The organism is Cronobacter sp. JZ38 (genome assembly GCF_008932145.1).
GTDB lineage: Bacteria > Pseudomonadota > Gammaproteobacteria > Enterobacterales > Enterobacteriaceae > Cronobacter > Cronobacter muytjensii.
The window spans coordinates 357469-374777 of the sequence record NZ_CP017662.1; the positions used below are offsets into that span (position 1 = coordinate 357469).

17 protein-coding genes are annotated in these 17309 nt (G+C 54.4%); 11 read left to right on the forward strand and 6 right to left on the reverse strand.

Going from position 1 to position 17309, the window contains the following annotated elements; translation table 11 throughout:
* Positions 1-2: 2 nt before the first annotated feature.
* Positions 3-1049: an ADP-heptose--LPS heptosyltransferase RfaF gene (gene rfaF, locus BJP61_RS01640; RefSeq protein ID WP_171997710.1), complete on the reverse strand. Its 1047-nt coding sequence runs from the start codon at positions 1047-1049 to the stop codon at positions 3-5.
* A gap of 12 nt (positions 1050-1061) precedes the next feature.
* Positions 1062-1994 (reverse strand): ADP-glyceromanno-heptose 6-epimerase, encoded by a 933-nt coding sequence (rfaD, locus tag BJP61_RS01645; RefSeq protein WP_038866575.1) that lies wholly within the window; start codon positions 1992-1994, stop codon positions 1062-1064.
* 228 nt (positions 1995-2222) lie between these two features.
* Here rfaD and kbl point away from each other — a divergent pair, with 228 nt between their 5' ends.
* From kbl to BJP61_RS01675, 6 genes are all read left to right on the forward strand, one after another.
* Positions 2223-3419, forward strand: a complete 1197-nt coding sequence (gene kbl / locus BJP61_RS01650; protein WP_171997712.1) for a glycine C-acetyltransferase — start codon at positions 2223-2225, stop codon at positions 3417-3419.
* Between the two features lie 9 nt (positions 3420-3428).
* Positions 3429-4454 (forward strand): L-threonine 3-dehydrogenase, encoded by a 1026-nt coding sequence (gene tdh / locus BJP61_RS01655; protein WP_075192751.1) that lies wholly within the window; start codon positions 3429-3431, stop codon positions 4452-4454.
* A 224-nt stretch (positions 4455-4678) separates the two neighbouring features.
* Positions 4679-6259 (forward strand): phosphoethanolamine transferase, encoded by a 1581-nt coding sequence (locus tag BJP61_RS01660; RefSeq protein ID WP_171997714.1) that lies wholly within the window; start codon positions 4679-4681, stop codon positions 6257-6259.
* 71 nt (positions 6260-6330) lie between these two features.
* The gene (locus tag BJP61_RS01665; protein WP_171999220.1) at positions 6331-7590 is read left to right on the forward strand and encodes an O-antigen ligase family protein; all 1260 of its coding nucleotides are present in this window, start codon (positions 6331-6333) and stop codon (positions 7588-7590) included.
* Positions 7591-7662: 72 nt separating this feature from the next.
* Positions 7663-8511 (forward strand): glycosyltransferase, encoded by an 849-nt coding sequence (locus BJP61_RS01670; protein ID WP_171997716.1) that lies wholly within the window; start codon positions 7663-7665, stop codon positions 8509-8511.
* A 17-nt stretch (positions 8512-8528) separates the two neighbouring features.
* A complete protein-coding gene (locus BJP61_RS01675; protein ID WP_255485453.1) occupies positions 8529-9449 on the forward strand; it encodes a capsular polysaccharide synthesis protein in 921 nt (306 codons plus the stop codon).
* 51 nt (positions 9450-9500) lie between these two features.
* Here the strand turns inward: BJP61_RS01675 and BJP61_RS01680 are convergent, their stop codons facing one another.
* The 3 genes from BJP61_RS01680 to gpmM are packed head-to-tail and all read right to left on the reverse strand — an operon-like array spanning position 9501 to position 13283.
* Entirely contained in the window at positions 9501-10439 is a 939-nt protein-coding gene (locus tag BJP61_RS01680) for a divergent polysaccharide deacetylase family protein (protein WP_171997718.1), read from the reverse strand.
* Between the two features lie 3 nt (positions 10440-10442).
* Complete coding sequence (gene envC, locus BJP61_RS01685) at positions 10443-11702, reverse strand: murein hydrolase activator EnvC (protein WP_236613133.1); 1260 nt, start codon at positions 11700-11702, stop codon at positions 10443-10445.
* Between the two features lie 33 nt (positions 11703-11735).
* Positions 11736-13283, reverse strand: coding sequence for a 2,3-bisphosphoglycerate-independent phosphoglycerate mutase (gene gpmM / locus BJP61_RS01690; protein WP_171997720.1), 1548 nt, complete (start codon positions 13281-13283; stop codon positions 11736-11738).
* Positions 13284-13526: 243 nt separating this feature from the next.
* On the opposite strand from gpmM, the gene BJP61_RS01695 reads away from it, so the two are divergent.
* From BJP61_RS01695 to cysE, 5 genes are all read left to right on the forward strand, one after another.
* Positions 13527-13958 carry a rhodanese-like domain-containing protein gene (locus tag BJP61_RS01695; RefSeq protein WP_038866594.1) on the forward strand — a complete coding sequence of 144 codons (432 nt, stop codon included), beginning with the start codon at positions 13527-13529 and terminating at the stop codon, positions 13956-13958.
* A gap of 20 nt (positions 13959-13978) precedes the next feature.
* The gene (grxC, locus tag BJP61_RS01700) at positions 13979-14230 is read left to right on the forward strand and encodes a glutaredoxin 3 (RefSeq protein WP_004388492.1); all 252 of its coding nucleotides are present in this window, start codon (positions 13979-13981) and stop codon (positions 14228-14230) included.
* A gap of 54 nt (positions 14231-14284) precedes the next feature.
* A complete protein-coding gene (secB, locus tag BJP61_RS01705; RefSeq protein WP_038866603.1) occupies positions 14285-14752 on the forward strand; it encodes a protein-export chaperone SecB in 468 nt (155 codons plus the stop codon).
* Positions 14752-15771, forward strand: coding sequence for an NAD(P)H-dependent glycerol-3-phosphate dehydrogenase (gene gpsA / locus BJP61_RS01710; protein ID WP_038866606.1), 1020 nt, complete (start codon positions 14752-14754; stop codon positions 15769-15771). The genes secB and gpsA overlap by 1 nt, the downstream gene beginning before the upstream one ends.
* A gap of 77 nt (positions 15772-15848) precedes the next feature.
* Entirely contained in the window at positions 15849-16670 is an 822-nt protein-coding gene (gene cysE, locus BJP61_RS01715) for a serine O-acetyltransferase (RefSeq protein ID WP_038866608.1), read from the forward strand.
* A 65-nt stretch (positions 16671-16735) separates the two neighbouring features.
* Here cysE and trmL read toward each other — a convergent pair whose 3' ends face one another.
* On the reverse strand, positions 16736-17209 hold the full coding sequence (gene trmL / locus BJP61_RS01720) for a tRNA (uridine(34)/cytosine(34)/5-carboxymethylaminomethyluridine(34)-2'-O)-methyltransferase TrmL (RefSeq protein WP_038866610.1): 474 nt from the start codon (positions 17207-17209) through the stop codon (positions 16736-16738).
* Positions 17210-17309 lie beyond the last annotated feature (100 nt).

Genomic DNA, 17309 nt, shown 5'->3' on the forward strand with positions numbered 1-17309 from the left:
CCTCACGCTTCCTCGTTCAGCAGCAGTTCGTTGAGCGTCTCAAGTACGCGCGCGGGCGTAATGTCGATCAGGCTCTGGTGATAACCTTCGGCGGCGTCGCCTTTGCGCACTTTGTGGTAGCCGGTGATAAGACGAATGACTTTCGCTTTATGGGACAGCGGCGGCGTGAAATCCGGGCTGCTCGGGCCATACAGCGCGACCAGCGGACGGTCGAGCGCGGCGGCTACATGCATCAGGCCGGAATCATTAGTGACAATCGCTTTACAGGCGGCAATCAGCGCCACGGCCTGTTCAAGCTGGGTTTCGCCCGCGAGATTACGGCACCACGCCTGCTGTTCGACGCTCAGCGCCGCGAGGATTTCATTACCTGCTTCGTTGTCTTTCGCCGAGCCGAACAGCGCCACCTGATACCCTTCGTCAATCAGCTCTTTCGCCAGCCCGGCGTAGTGGTAGTGCGGCCAGCGTTTCGCCGGGCCGAACTCCGCACCCGGGCAAAAACCGATGATCGGACGCTCCGCGGAGAGCGCGAACTGGGCGCAGGCCTGGCTTTTTTCCGCGTCCGTCACCAGCAACTGTGGCCAGAGTAAAGGCTGCGGTAAATCTTTCGCCGACTGCATCACACCGTTGTCGTAAGCCAGCGCGACGTAACGCTCAACCATCAGCGGCCAGGCCTGTTTATCCAGCACGCGAATATCGTTCAGCAGGCCGTAGCGCATCTCGCCGCGCCAGCCGGTGCGGTGCGGGATACCTGCAAAAAACGGTACGAGCGCAGATTTAAACGAATTCGGCAGCACATAAGCGCGATCGTAGCGGCGATTGCGCAGGCTGCGCCCCAGACGGCGGCGCTCGCCGAGCCCCAGCGCGCCATGGCCGAGAGGCATGGGGATCGCCTCGTTCACCTCTGGCATGCGCGACAGCAGCGGACGGCACCACGCGGGCGCCATCACGTCGATGATCGCCTGTGGATAGCGAGCCTTGAGCGTGCGATAGAGACTTTGCGACATCATCATGTCGCCCACCCATGACGGGCCGATCACCAATATTTTCATGCATTAGCCTGCTTATGCGTCGCGGTTCAGCCAGGCCATGTATTCCGTCACACCTTCAGCAACGGTTTTAAACGGCTTGTCATAACCCGCCGCGCGCAGGTTGGTAAGATCCGCCTGCGTAAACGCCTGATAACGGCCTTTGAGTTTTTCCGGGAACGGGATGTACTCAATGCTGCCTTTTTTATGGAAGGCCAGCGCGGCATCTGCCACGGCCTGGAACGACTCCGCACGGCCAGTGCCGCAGTTATAAATGCCGGAGACGCCGTTCTGCCAGAACCACAGGTTTACTGCCGCCACGTCGCCCACATAGATGAAGTCGCGCTTGAAATTATCGCTGCCTTCAAACAGTTTCGGGCTCTCGCCGTTGTTCAGCTGGGTGTTGAGATGGAACGCGACGCTCGCCATGCTGCCTTTGTGGCCTTCGCGCGGCCCGTAGACGTTGAAGTAGCGAAAGCCGGTAATCTGGGAGTTCGCTTCCGGCAGGATCTGGCGGACATACTCGTCGAACAGGAATTTAGAGTAGCCGTAAACGTTCAGCGGCTTTTCATATTCACGGGATTCGATGAAATCAGAGGTGCGTCCGCCGTAGGTGGCGGCGGAAGAGGCGTACAGGAACGGGATTTCGCGCTCCAGGCAGTAGTGCAGCAGCTCTTTGGAGTACTGATAGTTGTTATCCATCATGTACTTCCCATCCCATTCTGTAGTGGACGAGCATGCGCCTTCGTGGAATACGGCTTCGACGTCGCCGAACTCTTCCCCGGACATGATCTGCACCTGGAAATCTTCTTTATCCATGTAGTCGGCGATGTTCAGATCCACCAGGTTAACAAACTTGGTGCCGTCTTTAAGGTTATCCACCACCAGAATATCGGTATAGCCGATGTCGTTCAGAGCCTTAACAATGTTGCTGCCGATAAAACCAGCGCCGCCGGTAACGATAATCATAAGCCTGTCCTTCAGAATGTGAGCCGGGAAAAATCTCCGGCGTGAATAGTGTTAATCATACCATCACATTGGTTGCCCTACAGCCATTGCCCGTTTCAGCCGCAGCAAGTTTGCCCGTCTCGCGTGATTTATGCTGCAAAACAGAGAATCGGTGCTTCGTCATCTCGTCTCCATCCATAGCTTTGGGTAATAATATGTGCCGAACTGGCTCATGTCTGGAGAAATGCAATGCGAGGGGATTTTTACCAACAGCTTTCCGCCGATTTAGATACCGCGCGCGCCGAAGGCTTGTTTAAGGAAGAACGGATCATCACCTCCGCCCAGCAGGCGGATATCCAGGTGGCAGACGGCAGCCACGTAATCAACTTTTGCGCCAATAACTATCTCGGTCTGGCGAACCACCCTGAACTGATCGCCGCGGCGAAGCAGGGCATGGATACGCACGGTTTCGGCATGGCGTCGGTGCGCTTTATTTGCGGCACCCAGGACAGCCACAAACTGCTTGAAAATAAACTGGCCGCGTTCCTCGGCATGGAAGACGCCATTCTTTACTCTTCCTGCTTTGACGCCAACGGCGGGCTGTTTGAAACGCTGCTCGGCGCGGAAGACGCCATTATCTCCGACGCGCTGAACCACGCCTCCATTATCGACGGCGTGCGCCTGTGCAAAGCAAAACGCTTCCGTTATGCCAACAACGATATGCAGGAGCTGGAAGCGCGCCTGAAAGAGGCTCGTGACGCGGGCGCGCGCCATGTCCTTATCGCGACAGACGGCGTGTTCTCCATGGATGGCGTGATAGCCAACCTGAAAGGCGTGTGCGATCTGGCGGATAAATATGACGCGCTGGTGATGGTCGATGACTCCCACGCGGTGGGCTTTGTCGGCGAAAACGGCCGCGGCACCCATGAGTATTGCGACGTGATGGGCCGCGTGGACATTATCACTGGTACGCTCGGCAAGGCGCTGGGTGGCGCGTCCGGCGGTTATACCGCGGCGCGTAAAGAGGTGGTGGAGTGGCTGCGCCAGCGTTCACGCCCGTATCTGTTCTCCAACTCGCTCGCGCCGGCAATTGTCTCCGCCTCCATCAAAGTGCTGGAAATGCTGGAATCCGGCGCGGAGTTGCGTGAGCGTCTGTGGTCTAACGCGCGCCTGTTCCGCGAGAAAATGACTGCGGCGGGCTTTACGCTTGCGGGCGCCGATCACGCTATCATTCCGGTCATGCTGGGCGAGGCGGTTGTGGCGCAGAACTTCGCCCGCGAGCTGCAAAACCAGGGCATTTACGTCACCGGGTTCTTCTATCCGGTGGTGCCAAAAGGCCAGGCGCGTATTCGCACCCAGATGTCGGCGGCGCATACCCCTGAACAGATTGAACGTGCAGTCGATGCGTTTACCCGCATCGGTAAACAGTTAGGCGTGATTGCCTGAGGGCGTGGAATGAAAGCATTATCAAAACTGAAACCGGCAGAAGGCATCTGGATGACCGACGTGCCGGAGCCGGAAGTCGGCCATAACGATCTGCTGATTAAAATTCGCAAAACCGCGATTTGCGGCACCGACGTGCATATCTATAACTGGGACGAGTGGTCGCAGAAGACAATTCCGGTACCGATGGTCGTCGGGCATGAATATGTCGGCGAAGTCGTCGGCATCGGCCAGGAAGTGAAAGGCTTTAAAATCGGCGATCGCGTCAGCGGCGAAGGTCATATCACCTGCGGCCACTGTCGTAACTGCCGCGGCGGGCGTACGCACCTGTGCCGCAACACGGTCGGCGTGGGCGTGAATCGTCCGGGCTGCTTCGCCGAATACCTGGTGATCCCGGCGTTCAACGCCTTCAAAATTCCGGACAATATTCCGGACGAGCTGGCCTCGATTTTCGACCCGTTCGGCAACGCGGTACACACCGCGCTCTCGTTTGACCTGGTCGGCGAAGACGTGCTGGTCTCCGGCGCGGGCCCGATTGGCATCATGGCGGCGGCGGTCGCGAAGCACGTGGGCGCGCGCAATGTGGTGATCACCGATGTGAACGAGTTCCGTCTGGATCTCGCGCGCAAAATGGGCGTGACCCGCGCGGTGAACGTCTCTAAAGAGAGCCTGAGCGACGTGATGGAAGAGCTGGGCATGACCGAAGGCTTCGATGTTGGCCTGGAGATGTCCGGCGCGCCGCCGGCGTTTCGTACCATGCTGGATACCATGAATCACGGCGGACGTATCGCAATGCTCGGTATTCCGCCTTCCGATATGTCCATCGACTGGAACAAAGTTATCTTTAAAGGGCTTTTCATCAAAGGCATCTATGGCCGCGAGATGTTTGAAACCTGGTATAAGATGGCGGCGCTGATCCAGTCCGGCCTCGACCTGTCGCCGATTATTACTCACCGCTTCACCATCGACGACTTCCAGAAAGGCTTCGACGCCATGCGTTCTGGTCAGTCCGGTAAGGTCATTCTGAGCTGGGATTAACAGCTTATCGTGGCGCCTGTATATTCAGGCGCCGCTACTATCTTCAGCGGTTTGACTTTATAAAAACGAATTGCTACCGTCTGCGCAAATTTTAATAGTGCCTCTTTTTTACGCCCAGTATCACGCAGATATCAGGCTTTCTTCTGTCCGGAAGAGGGTGAGGTATTTCTTTTTCCGGTGATAAGGGTGTCGTCAGGAAAGATTTAAATAAAGTCCAGGTCGTCATGTCTATTCTGTTAGAACAAAAAACCACGAAATACGGTTTTCGTATTTCGAGCGTTTTGCCGTTAATTATTTCGCTCGCAATCGTCATTTACGCTAATGTTTTGAATGAAAAATATAATACGGTAATAAACCGGGCGCTGGTATTCGCGTTACTGATTTTTACGATTAAATGTATTAATAACAAAGGCTTCAGACATCTTCTGGCTGTGCTTTTCTTAGTGCCGGTCGCGGCAGACGTGACGCTGCAGCTTTATGCATGGACAAATTTTAATTCAGCGTTCAGTTATGGATTTGCCTTAAGTGTGCTGAATACCACGCCGGAAGAGGCGAGCTCCATGCTTGGCCTTTACTGGCGCGATGGCCTGTTATTTTTTGCTCTTTCGGCGCTGTTTATTTTTACGGCAAATAGCGACGCCTGGCCGGTTCCACCTCGATTCAGACGCTGGCCCGCAATTCTGCTCGGCCTGACGCTATTTGGCTTTTTTACGCAAGCCTGGCTACATCAGATTCGTAAAAGCAATGTGGAAAGTCTGACGCAGCGTTTTATGCAATCGACGCCGGTCAGCACCGCCAAAGTTTTCATGCAGGCGGCGGAAGATAATGCTGTGATGGCGAGCGTCGGTAATGATATTCCTGATTATAAAATCACCGTTTCAGATACCGGAATTGACAACTATGTGTTAATCGTCGGTGAGTCTGCACGCGCGAAAAATATGGGCATTTACGGATATGGGCGTGATACCACACCAGCGCTGGACGCCCAAAAAGATCGGCTTTTGCTGTTCCGCAACGCGATTGCTCCGGCACCGGTGACCATTATGGCGGTGCCAATGGCCCTGACAGCGGATACCGTAAAGGCGCGCGATCCGCGTAAATATGGCGATAACGTTATCAATATTGCCAACAAAGCGGGTTACGACACGTCCTGGTTTAGCCGTCAGGGAAAGGGCGGCGCGCATAACAATATTATTACGGGCATCGCGCTTAACGCGCATCAGAGTGTATGGGTGGAAGAGGGCTATGATGACGCATTGTTGCTGTTACTCAACGAGGCGCTGAAAAAGCCGGGCAAAAAACTTATCGTGTTACATCTGTATGGTAGCCATGAACCTGCCTGCCGGCGTTTTCCGGCAAATCAGACGGTTCTCAACAGCGGTAATAACGCTGATGACTGTTACGATAATGCCGTGCGCTTTACCGACACGGTGATGGGCCAGGTCTTTAATGCTCTGGGCGACAGTCGCTCCTCCGTGCTCTATTTTTCCGATCACGCGCTGATACGCGACCCTTCCCGCGCCGTAGTCTACTCTCATGGCGGAGCGAAACCGCCTCGCGAGGCGCTACAGGTCCCCATGTTCATCTGGTATGCTCAGGGCGTTGCAGCGAAAGACAAGCTGACGGGGGATTACAACCGGCTCTGGTCAACCGATGATGTGAATACGCTTGCTGAATTATGGTTAGGTATCCATCGTGAAGGGGATGCGGTGAAGACGTTATCGTCCTGGCTGTCGCAGTATGATAAGGATGTTGCCGTTATGGATACCACGGGCACCGTATATGAATGGCGCAATATTCATTAACACAGCGGTCCTTAATGATTTTTTCGATGGTGTGCTAAAGTTTTTTGTTTGCAGTAATAAATGGAATGATGATGACAACAAGTAAATTTGAGAAGGTCCATTTTAGTTTGATGCAATTGTTATTCGGATTATGTGCGATTGCATTTGGGTGTGTGATTATTTCACCAAACTATGCCGCAAAAATTTTCAGCCTTGCTGGCGCGGTGGCGCTGATAGCATTCTTGCTGGATATTAAAAACTTCAGGAAAAATGATGCCTTTTGGCTGTGCGCGGTGCTATTAACCATTGGACTTTGTGATTTAGTGTGGTACCGCCTGTATAAAGTCGACACCAGTCCGGCCATTAACTCCTACCGTGCCTACCTGGAAGTAGGTAAAATATGTGTCTTTGGCGCCTTTTGTATTTACACTTTCGCTAATTACCGCAAGTTAAATATCGGTAGTAACAAAATTCATGCCCTGTTAGCGATGCTGTTACAGCTGATGATGGCCGTGTATGTGGGATATCAGGCTATTTTTCTGGGAACGGGTCGGGTGACGCTCTCTCTTGAAGGGGGGGCAGATGCGACAGGTGCTGCCTACACCATTGCTTTTATCTCTTTTTACATCATTCTTGTGCTTCAGCACAGCGCTTATAAATGGAAAGAGTCACTCATTTTAGGGCATTTTTTCCTGACATTTCTGATGCTGGTAACAACGGGCACACGCGCAGCGATTATCGCTTATCCGGTTATCTTCTTTGTGCTTTTAAGCGTTAAATTGTACAAGGAAAAACATATTCCCTGGAAAGGCGTAATAGCTTTTATTTGCGCCTTGATCGTGGGGGTTTTTATGATGAAGGACGACATTTCTAAGCGCTATAATGATTTTAATCGCGATATTGCTGCGTATGATAAAAATAACAGTTCGACGTCGGTGGGCGCGCGCCTGGCAATGTGGAAGACAGGCCTTGAAGCAGCTAAAGAGAATTATTTATGGCAGTCAACGGATCAGCGTAATAAAATTATCGTTGCTACTGTAGAGAAAGATCCTGGACTACGGGGTGCACTAAAGCATATGAAAGGCCACCTGCACAATGAAGTGGTAGAAACATTATCTGTAAAAGGCCCTTCGGGTTTATTGCTCTATTTTGCTTTTATTGTCGCTCTGTTCTGTTACGCCTACAGAAAACTCAACAGTATTATTCTTTGCGCGTTTCTGGCCTCGATCATTATGTTTGGCATTAGTGGCGTCATGTTTTATTCGAAAACGACCCCTATCGCCTGGATGCTGACGTTAATTATGTCTGTCGTTTTCCTGGAGCAAAACAGGCACCAGGATATTGTTAAGTAAGCTTTTTTGATTCCCCACCGGGAAAAGAGTATTCTCCCGGTGGAGTTACGATCCTGACCAGACGAGCCTGATATGAATGAACTGATCTCCGTTATCATTACGACCTTTAACAGAGAAGACCTGCTGGAGCGGGCGATTCGCTCCGTCATTGCTCAAACGTATCCTGCCGTCGAGTTGATCGTTGTCGATGATTGTTCGAACGAAAAAACCGCACAGCTCATAGAGAAAATGCGGGCGGAATGTGAGGCGCGGTTCGTTAATTTCATCTATGAACGTAATACGAAAAACAGCGGTTCAAATTTCAGCCGTAATCGGGGCTATGCGCTTTCACAGGGCGTTTTCGTCACGGGGCTTGATGATGACGATTACTTTTTACCGGAGCGTTTATCAAAGCTTGTCACTCGTTATGAAGAGCGTTATGCCTTCGTCACCGACTCCCCAGCCCGTCTGGATAAAAAACAGCGCACCAGGCCTGACAGCAACAGCAAACGCATTATCACGTTACAGGATATTCTCTGTGAAAATGTAGTTGGCAATCAGGTGCTTACCACAAGAGAAAAATTACTTGGGGTTGGTGGGTTTTCACCGGAAATAAAGCAGCAGCAGGATCGCGATGCGTGGATAAAACTCATCCTGAAATATGGCCCGGGGATTAAATACAGTTTTAGCACTGCGATGGTTGATGCTGAACATAGTAGCGATCGCATTACAAAAAAAATCAAAAAATATAACTCGTATCGCAAGCTCTATTTTAAATATCGTGAACATATGTCGGAAATGACGCGCAGTAATAACCTCTTTCAGTTGATGTCTTTCAGGGGTTTTAGCTCAACCCGCATGAATGCTCTGCTACGTGGCCGCAAGAAAGACATTAAGTTAAGGCTGAAGCTATTTCGCCGCACATTAAAAGAACTCTTCTGAACTCTCTGGCAGGTGGAATGATGAAGCTCACGACCATCAACAAACTCATCAAGAAAACGCGCCGGTGGCATAAGAAGACGAGACTCGCAGTTTTCCAGCGCGCGGCGGCACATTTTGAAGCGAAGAAAAAGGCGACGATTTTTTCTGTTATTGATAGCCTTAACGTCCAGCCTGAGCCTGTAGCAACCGTTCCGCTGGCGCAGTCGCGCATCATCTGGATTTGTTGGTTCCAGGGCCTGGATCAGGCGCCTGAACTGGTTAAGCGGTGTATCGAGTCGGTAAAACAGCACACGCCGGATGCAAGCACTATTGTGCTGACTGACGACAATATTGCAGACTATTTAACGCTGCCTGATTTCATTATTGCTAAGTATCAGGCGGGCCTTATCAATAAAGCATTGTATTCAGATATCGTGCGTTGTTCTTTACTCTACCAGTATGGCGGCATCTGGATGGACGCCACCGTATTCGTGACCCGACCGTTGCCTGAATCTTTTTATGAGCATAGCTTTTCGTCACTGCGTTTTGATGATGCCGGACAGGAAAGCTCGCTAAGTCAGGGCTACTGGACCACTTATCTGTTTGCAGCGCGGCAAGGTAACACGCTGGTGAAGTTTGTCCGAGATAACCTTTATCGCTACTGGCAGTTAAACGATCAAAGCATCGAGTACTTTTTTACTGACTATTGTTTCTTATATGCGCGCGAAAAGGTACCGGCGTTTCGCGAGATGATGAACAGGCAGCCCGTGACGGGAAACCATCGTTTTCTTATCCGCCAGTTTATTAATGCCGCGCCGACGCAAACGGCGCTGGCCACATTACGTCAGGATCCTGTCGGGATCTATAAGCTCTCCCATAAGGAAAATTATCGGCTGACGGATAATGGAGAGCCTGCGCTGTACAGCATGATTCTGGATGGGCGCTTTACGCTTTCATAAGCGCGGAGCGCCGTCTCTGTTAAAAAACCCGCCTTTCGGCGGGTTTTTTATTCAGGACTGCTTGCCCCAGCCCTGCCATTGATGGCGGAAGTAGCTCACCACGGCGCTCTCGCTGACGCTTTCACTGATGACCGTAAAGAAGCGGCTGGCATAAACCGGTTCAGGCTGTTTTTTCGGTTTGCACAGCTTCACGCCGCGGAACGGATTACGCGGCGCGGCAGGCGTTGTCGTGGGCGGCGCAGCATTCGGCGTGGAATTATCCGTCTGCGGCTCGTTCAACAGGCGACTGGCGCGCACCAGCGTGATATCTGGCGGCAAATTATAGAGCGCCTGCTGGAGCACGCGCACCGTTGCCGGATGCGGGTGACCAATGGCAATCGCTGAGCCGTTGCGACGCGCAAGCGCGACCGCGCGGTTAAACTGGGCGCGTATGTCCGCCTCGTTCTGGGTGTCGTCAAGAAAGACTTTGCGTTTGATGACCTTCACGCCCGTTCCTGCGGCGGCGCGCATGGCCTGGCTGTTGCCAATGGTCATGCTGTCAAGAAAATAGAGGTTATAGTGCGCCAGCGCCGCCATGACTTTTTGCATGCCGGGGAGGCTTGAGGTCATGGCGCTGCCCATATGATTATTCATGCCGGTGGCGTAGGGCACGTTGTCGACGGCGTTGCGAATAATGCGCGCGATTTCTTCACCGCTCATGTCCGGGCGCAGCGTGTCTTTTTCCAGCGGCTGCTTGCTGAGCGGCGCCATCGGCAGATGGATTAGCACCTCGTGTCCCTGATTGTGGGCTTTAGTCGCCATTTCTCGGGCATGCGGCGCGTTGGGCAGTACAGCGACGGAGACTTCAGCGGGCATCGCCAGCACCTGGTTTTCGGTATGCGGGCGGTAGCCGAAGTCATCGATAACGATAGCGAGTTTGCCAGCGAGGGCGGGGAAAGCGAGAGCCAGCGAACCGGCGAGAGCAAAAACAAGACGACGCAACTGAAGCAAAACTTATCTTCCCAACCACGGTTGTGGATTGACCGCCTGACCCTGACGGCGAATTTCAAAATAGAGCGAAGGCCGCCCCTGGCCGCCGCTGTTGCCCACCAGCGCGATGGGCTGACCGGCGCGGACCTGGGCGCCGACATTCACCAGCGCGCTCTGGTTGTAACCGTAAAGGCTCATGTCGCCTTTGCCGTGTTCAACGACGACCACCAGACCGTAGCCCTGCAGCCAGTCGGCGAGGATCACGCGCCCGTCGGCAATGGCTTTTACCTCGGTGCCTTCGCTGGCCCCGATAACAATGCCCTTCCAACGTAGTTCACCTTGCAACTGTTCGCCATATCGATGCAGCAACGGGCCGCGTACTGGCCAGTAAGCCTGCCCATTCGGCGAGCCCAGCCCGCCGGTACGCGCCATTAGTGAGCGCTCACTTTCAGAGGGTTTATAGGTGGTGCCTTTGCGCGACGCCTCTTTCTGGCGAGAGCGGACCTGCTCAGCTTCACGTGCTTCGCGCTCGGCACGGGCTTTCGCCGCCGCCTCTGCGCGGGCGATGCGATCGCGCAGACGCGATTCATTCGCACGCAGCTCGCTTAGCTGCTGTTGGCCCTGCTGAATAGAGGATTCCAGCGAGCTCAGGGTTTTTTTACGTTCGTTGCGGGCCTGCTCCAGCTTCGCCTGCTGCGCCTGCTGCTCGTAGAGCAACGTTTGCTGCTGCGTTTGCTTCTCTTCAAGCTCGGCTTTTTGAGTGGCGACTTCTTCGCGGGTTTGTTTGAGCTGCGCGATGGTTTCCTGACGCGCTTCGTTAAGGTAGCCGAAGTAAGCCTGTAAACGCTGGCCGCGCTGGCTCTCTTCGCCGCTCAGAATAAGCTGAAGACCGCTGTGCTGCCCCTGACGGAACGCCGCATCAAGCTGGGCCGCGAGGTTGCGTTCCTGGGCGGCTTTCTGCTTTTCAAGCTTTGCGATGGAGGCGTTCATCTCGGCTATCTGACGGTTAAGTTCCGCCAGCGTATTCTGGGTTTCGCGCAGTTTACGGCTGGCGGCAGCGATCGCCTGCTCCTGGCTTTTCAACTGGGCGAGCAATTTTGCGCGCTGCTGCTGTTGCTGGCGTACCGCGCGCTCTTTGGCGGCGATATCATCCTGAAGAGATTTGAGCTGATCGCGGTCATCCGCATGGGCGGAAAGCGGGCATAACAATACGCCAGCGCTGAGCGCGCTGGCGTAAAGCAGGGGCTTAAGTGAGAACCGAAACGGCCTGTTGCCCCATGTCATTGAAAAAATCGCCTTTCCCCTCATGGGGAGGGATTATTCCACGATGAACAGCGGCTTGCCAGTCATCTCTTGCGGGATTTCCATCCCCATCAGCGTAAGCAGGGTCGGCGCGATGTCGGAGAGCTTGCCACCGTCTACCGCGTTAACTTTTTTATCGCCCACGTAAATCAGCGGTACCGGCAGGTTAGTGTGCGCAGTGTGCGCCTGACCGGTCGCCGGATCACGCATCTGTTCGGCATTGCCGTGGTCTGCGGTGATCAGCATCTGACCGCCTGCCGCCTCAACGGCGCGCGTCACCTGCGCGATGCAGTTATCAAGCGCTTCCACCGCAGCGACAGCAGCGTCAAACACGCCGGTGTGGCCGACCATATCGCCGTTCGGGTAGTTACAAATGATGGCGTCATATTTGCCGCTGTTGATAGCGCCAACCAGTTTTTCAGTCAGCTCGGCGGAGCTCATCTCCGGCTGCAGATCGTAGGTCGCGACTTTCGGCGAATTAATCAGGATGCGGTCTTCGCCCGGGAACGGCTCTTCCACACCACCGTTAAAGAAAAACGTCACATGGGCGTATTTCTCGGTTTCGGAAATACGCAACTGGGTTTTATCGTGTTTTGCCATCCACTCGCCGAAGGTGTTAACCAGCGAGGTGGGCGGATAAGCGCAGGCGGTGCGAATATCGGCGGCATACTCGGTCAGCATAACGAAATCGGCGAACTTAACGACTTTTTTGCGATTAAAACCGTCAAAATCGGAGTTAACGAAGGCGCGGGTTATCTGACGTGCGCGATCGGCACGGAAGTTCATGAAAATCAGCGCGTCACCATCTTCCATTGCGGCAGAGGCTTCGCCTTCGCCACGAATCACGGTCGCTTTAACGAATTCATCGTTTTCATCGCGCGTGTAGGCGGCTTCAAGGCCTGCCACGGCGTTTGGCGCCTCATATTCACCTTGTGCCAGCGTCAGCAGATCATACGCCTGCTCCACGCGCTCCCAGCGGTTATCGCGGTCCATCGCAAAATAGCGGCCGATAATCGATGCGACGCGGCCTTTACCCACTTCGGCAAACTTCGCGGCGAATTTCTCCAGCGATGCTTTTGCGCTTCGCGGCGGCGTATCGCGACCGTCCAGGAACGCATGCAGATAAATTTTTTCTGCGCCGCGTGCGGCCGCCAGTTCTATCATCGCCAGGATATGATCTTCATGGCTGTGCACGCCGCCAGGTGACGCCAGACCCATGATATGGACGGCTTTCCCGGCGGCGACGGCCTTATCAACGGCCGAAGTCAGTGCCGGATTTGTAAAGAAAGTGCGTTCTTTGATTTCGACATCCAGACGCGTGAGATCCTGATACACGATACGGCCTGCGCCCAGATTGACATGACCCACTTCCGAGTTACCCATCTGACGGTCCGGCAGGCCGACTTCAAGTCCAGAAGCATCAATTAAAGTGTGCGGACGGCTTGCCCACAGGCTATCCATTACAGGCGTTCTGGCGGCGGAAATAGCGTTATCCTGATTGTCTTCACGGTAGCCGTAGCCATCCAGGATCACTAATACGACAGGTTTTTTAGTAAGCGACATTGCGGAACCTCATGCGTCAACGACGAAAAAATTGGCGTAATTTTACTACACCGTCAGAGGGCAAATAGCCGCAGAAGATCAAAGAACAGGCAGGGGTCTGCAAGCGCAACGGCGCATTTCATCCTTTTTTCCGTAACGTGCCGCAGAAAACGCACAACCTTCTTTGTACTGGCTGTAATTGACACAGCGCGCAGGTATACTCCACACCTGGTTTTTTTACTGAGTCGGGAGTTTGACCCCCCCATGCAAGAAATTATGCAATTCGTTGGCCGCCACCCCATACTTAGTATCGCGTGGATTGCGTTATTCGCGGCGGTGATTTACACCACTTTCAAGAGCCTGACCTCTAAAGTGAAGGTGATTACGCGTGGCGAAGCGACGCGTCTGATTAACAAAGAAGATGCCGTGGTAGTGGATATCCGCCAGCGCGACGACTTCCGCAAAGGGCATATCGCCAGCGCCATGAACCTGCTGCCTGCCGATATCAAGGCAAATAACGTCGGCGAACTGGACAAGCATAAAGCGAAGCCGGTCATCGTCGTTGATGGCAACGGCCTGTCGGCTCAGGAGTCAGCAACGGCGTTAACTAACGCCGGGTTTGAACAGGTGTATGTGCTCAAAGAAGGCGTTGCCGGCTGGAGTGGCGAGAACCTGCCGCTGGTACGTGGTAAATAATTTTCATAAGAGGTAACGACATGGCTAATATCGAAATGTACACCAAAGCGACCTGCCCGTATTGCCATCGTGCGAAGGCCCTGCTGAACAGCAAAGGCGCCGCTTTCCTCGAACTGCCCATTGACGGCGATACCGCCAAAAGGGAAGAAATGATTCAGCGTAGTGGCCGCACCACTGTGCCGCAGATCTTTATTGATGGTCAGCACATTGGCGGTTGCGACGACCTGCATGCACTGGATGCGCGCGGCGGACTCGATCCTCTGCTGCGCTAGTGCGCTTAGCCGTGACGGCATTTTTAAGGACATTACATACAAGGGTTTTCGCTCATGTCAGAACAAAACAACACTGAAATGAACTTTCAGCTTCTGCGCATTTACACCAAAGATATCTCTTTCGAAGCACCGAATGCGCCGCATGTGTTTCAGAAAGACTGGCAGCCGGATGTGAAGCTGGATCTGGATACCGCTTCCAGCCAGCTTGCTGACGATGTCTATGAAGTGGTATTGCGCGTGACGGTCACCGCGTCGCTGGGCGAAGAGACCGCTTTCCTTTGCGAAGTGCAGCAGGCAGGCATTTTCAATATTTCTGGCATTGAAGGCACCCAGATGGCGCACTGCCTCGGCGCTTACTGCCCGAACAGCCTGTTCCCGTATGCTCGCGAATGCATCACCAACCTGGTTTCCCGCGGCACTTTCCCGCAGCTGAACCTTGCGCCGGTTAACTTCGACGCGCTGTTCATGAACTATCTGCAGCAGCAGGCTGCTGAAGGTGCGCAAAACCATCAGGATGCCTGATGAACACCATTAATGCGTCAATGACAGTTATCGGTGCCGGTTCATACGGCACCGCTCTTGCCATTACACTGGCAAGAAATGGCCATCACGTCGTGCTGTGGGGTCATGACCCCGCGCATATCGCGACGCTGCAGGCCGACCGCTGCAACGCGGCGTTCCTTCCCGATGTGCCTTTCCCCGACACGCTTCATCTTGAGAGCGACTTAGCCGCCGCGCTGGCCTCCAGCCGCAATATTCTGGTTGTAGTGCCAAGCCATGTGTTTGGTCAGGTGCTGCGCCAGATTAAACCGCTCATGCGCCCGGATGCCCGCGTGGTATGGGCGACCAAAGGTCTTGAGGCGGAAACCGGTCGATTATTGCAGGATGTGGCGCGCGAAGCGCTAGGCGATGAGATACCGCTGGCGGTGATCTCCGGCCCGACATTCGCCAAAGAGCTGGCGGCAGGGCTGCCGACGGCGATTTCGCTGGCGGCCACGGACGACGCGTTTGCCAACGATCTTCAGCAACTGCTGCACTGCGGCAAGAGCTTTCGCGTTTATAGCAACCCCGATTTCATCGGCGTGCAGCTCGGCGGCGCGGTGAAAAACGTTATCGCCATCGGCGCCGGGATGTCTGACGGCATCGGCTTCGGCGCGAATGCCCGCACGGCGCTGATTACGCGCGGTCTCGCGGAGATGTCACGCCTCGGCGCGGCGCTCGGTGCGGATCCAACCACCTTTATGGGCATGGCTGGTCTCGGCGATCTTGTCCTGACCTGTACCGACAACCAGTCGCGCAACCGCCGCTTCGGCATGATGCTCGGCCAGGGTATGGATGTGCAGAGCGCTCAGGAGAAGATAGGCCAGGTGGTCGAAGGGTATCGCAACACCAAAGAGGTGCGCGAACTGGCGGCGCGTTTTGGCGTGGAAATGCCAATAACCGAGGAAATTTATCAGGTACTCTATTGCGGAAAAAATGCGCGCGAGGCAGCATTAACGCTGCTGGGCCGTACCCGCAAGGATGAGCGAAGCAGCCAGTAGGGAAGCGCGTCCGTAATGATTGATGCGTGCCAACAAAACCTTTTTGTCGGCCGCTATTTGTTTGTCTGGAGAAAGCAATGCCGTGTGAAGAACTGGATCTGGTGTGGAAGAATATCAAAGCCGAAGCCCGTCAGCTGGCCGATTGCGAGCCGATGCTGGCCAGTTTTTACCATGCGACATTGCTTAAGCACGAGAACCTGGGCAGCGCGTTAAGCTATATGCTTGCCAACAAGCTGGCGTCGCCTATCATGCCGGCTATCGCCATTCGTGAAGTGGTGGAAGAGGCCTACAAAGCGGACCCGGAGATGATTGCCTCCGCCGCCTGCGATATCCAGGCCGTGCGCACCCGTGACCCGGCGGTAGATAAATATTCCACGCCGTTGCTCTATCTTAAAGGATTTCATGCGCTGCAGGCTCATCGCATCGGCCACTGGCTGTGGAAACAGGGGCGTCAGGCGCTGGCGATTTTCCTGCAAAACCAGGTGTCGGTCTCTTTCCAGGTCGATATCCATCCGGCGGCCACCATTGGACGTGGGATCATGCTCGATCACGCGACCGGCATTGTGATCGGCGAAACAGCCGTGGTGGAAGATGACGTCTCTATCCTGCAGTCGGTAACGCTGGGCGGTACCGGTAAAACCAGCGGCGATCGCCATCCTAAAATCCGCGAAGGCGTGATGATTGGCGCGGGCGCCAAAATTCTGGGCAATATCGAAGTGGGGCGTGGCGCAAAAATCGGCGCAGGCTCCGTGGTGTTGCAGCCTGTGCCGCCGCACACGACGGCGGCAGGCGTGCCGGCGCGTATTGTCGGCAAGCCGGAAAGCGATAAGCCGTCGATGGATATGGATCAGCACTTCAACGGCATCAACCACGGGTTCGAGTACGGCGACGGGATTTAAACCGCCTGCTTTATGCATAAAAAAGCCGCGCAATGCGCGGCTTTGTTGTCTTTAACGTTCAGCCGTCAGCTGCGCAATACCGCGCCAGGATAGCCAAGCTGTCGCCACGCCTCATATACCACCACGGAAACCGCGTTAGAGAGGTTCATGCTGCGGCTGTCCGGCATCATCGGAATACGGATTTTCAGCTCGGGCGGCAGCGCGTCCAGAATCGAGGCGGGCAGCCCGCGCGTTTCGGGGCCAAACAGCAGATAATCGCCGTCCTGATAGCTGACCGCGCTGTGCGCGGGCGTGCCTTTGGTCGTCAGTGCGAACAGGCGCTGCGGTTTTTCCGAATCCTGGAACGCGGCATAATCACGATGGCGTATTACAGCGGTAAATTCGTGGTAATCCAGCCCCGCGCGGCGCAGGCGTTTATCATCCCAGGTAAAGCCCATTGGCTCGATAATATGCAGGCGAAAGCCGGTGTTGGCGCACAGGCGAATGATATTACCGGTATTGGGCGGGATTTCAGGTTCAAACAGGACGATATTCAGCATACGGCTCCCCTTTTGCAGAGGCGCGCAGAATACCAGAATTGCCCGCGCGTAAAAACTGCGGGGCACGGGGGACTATATCAGAGAGGCAAAGCCCTCCCGC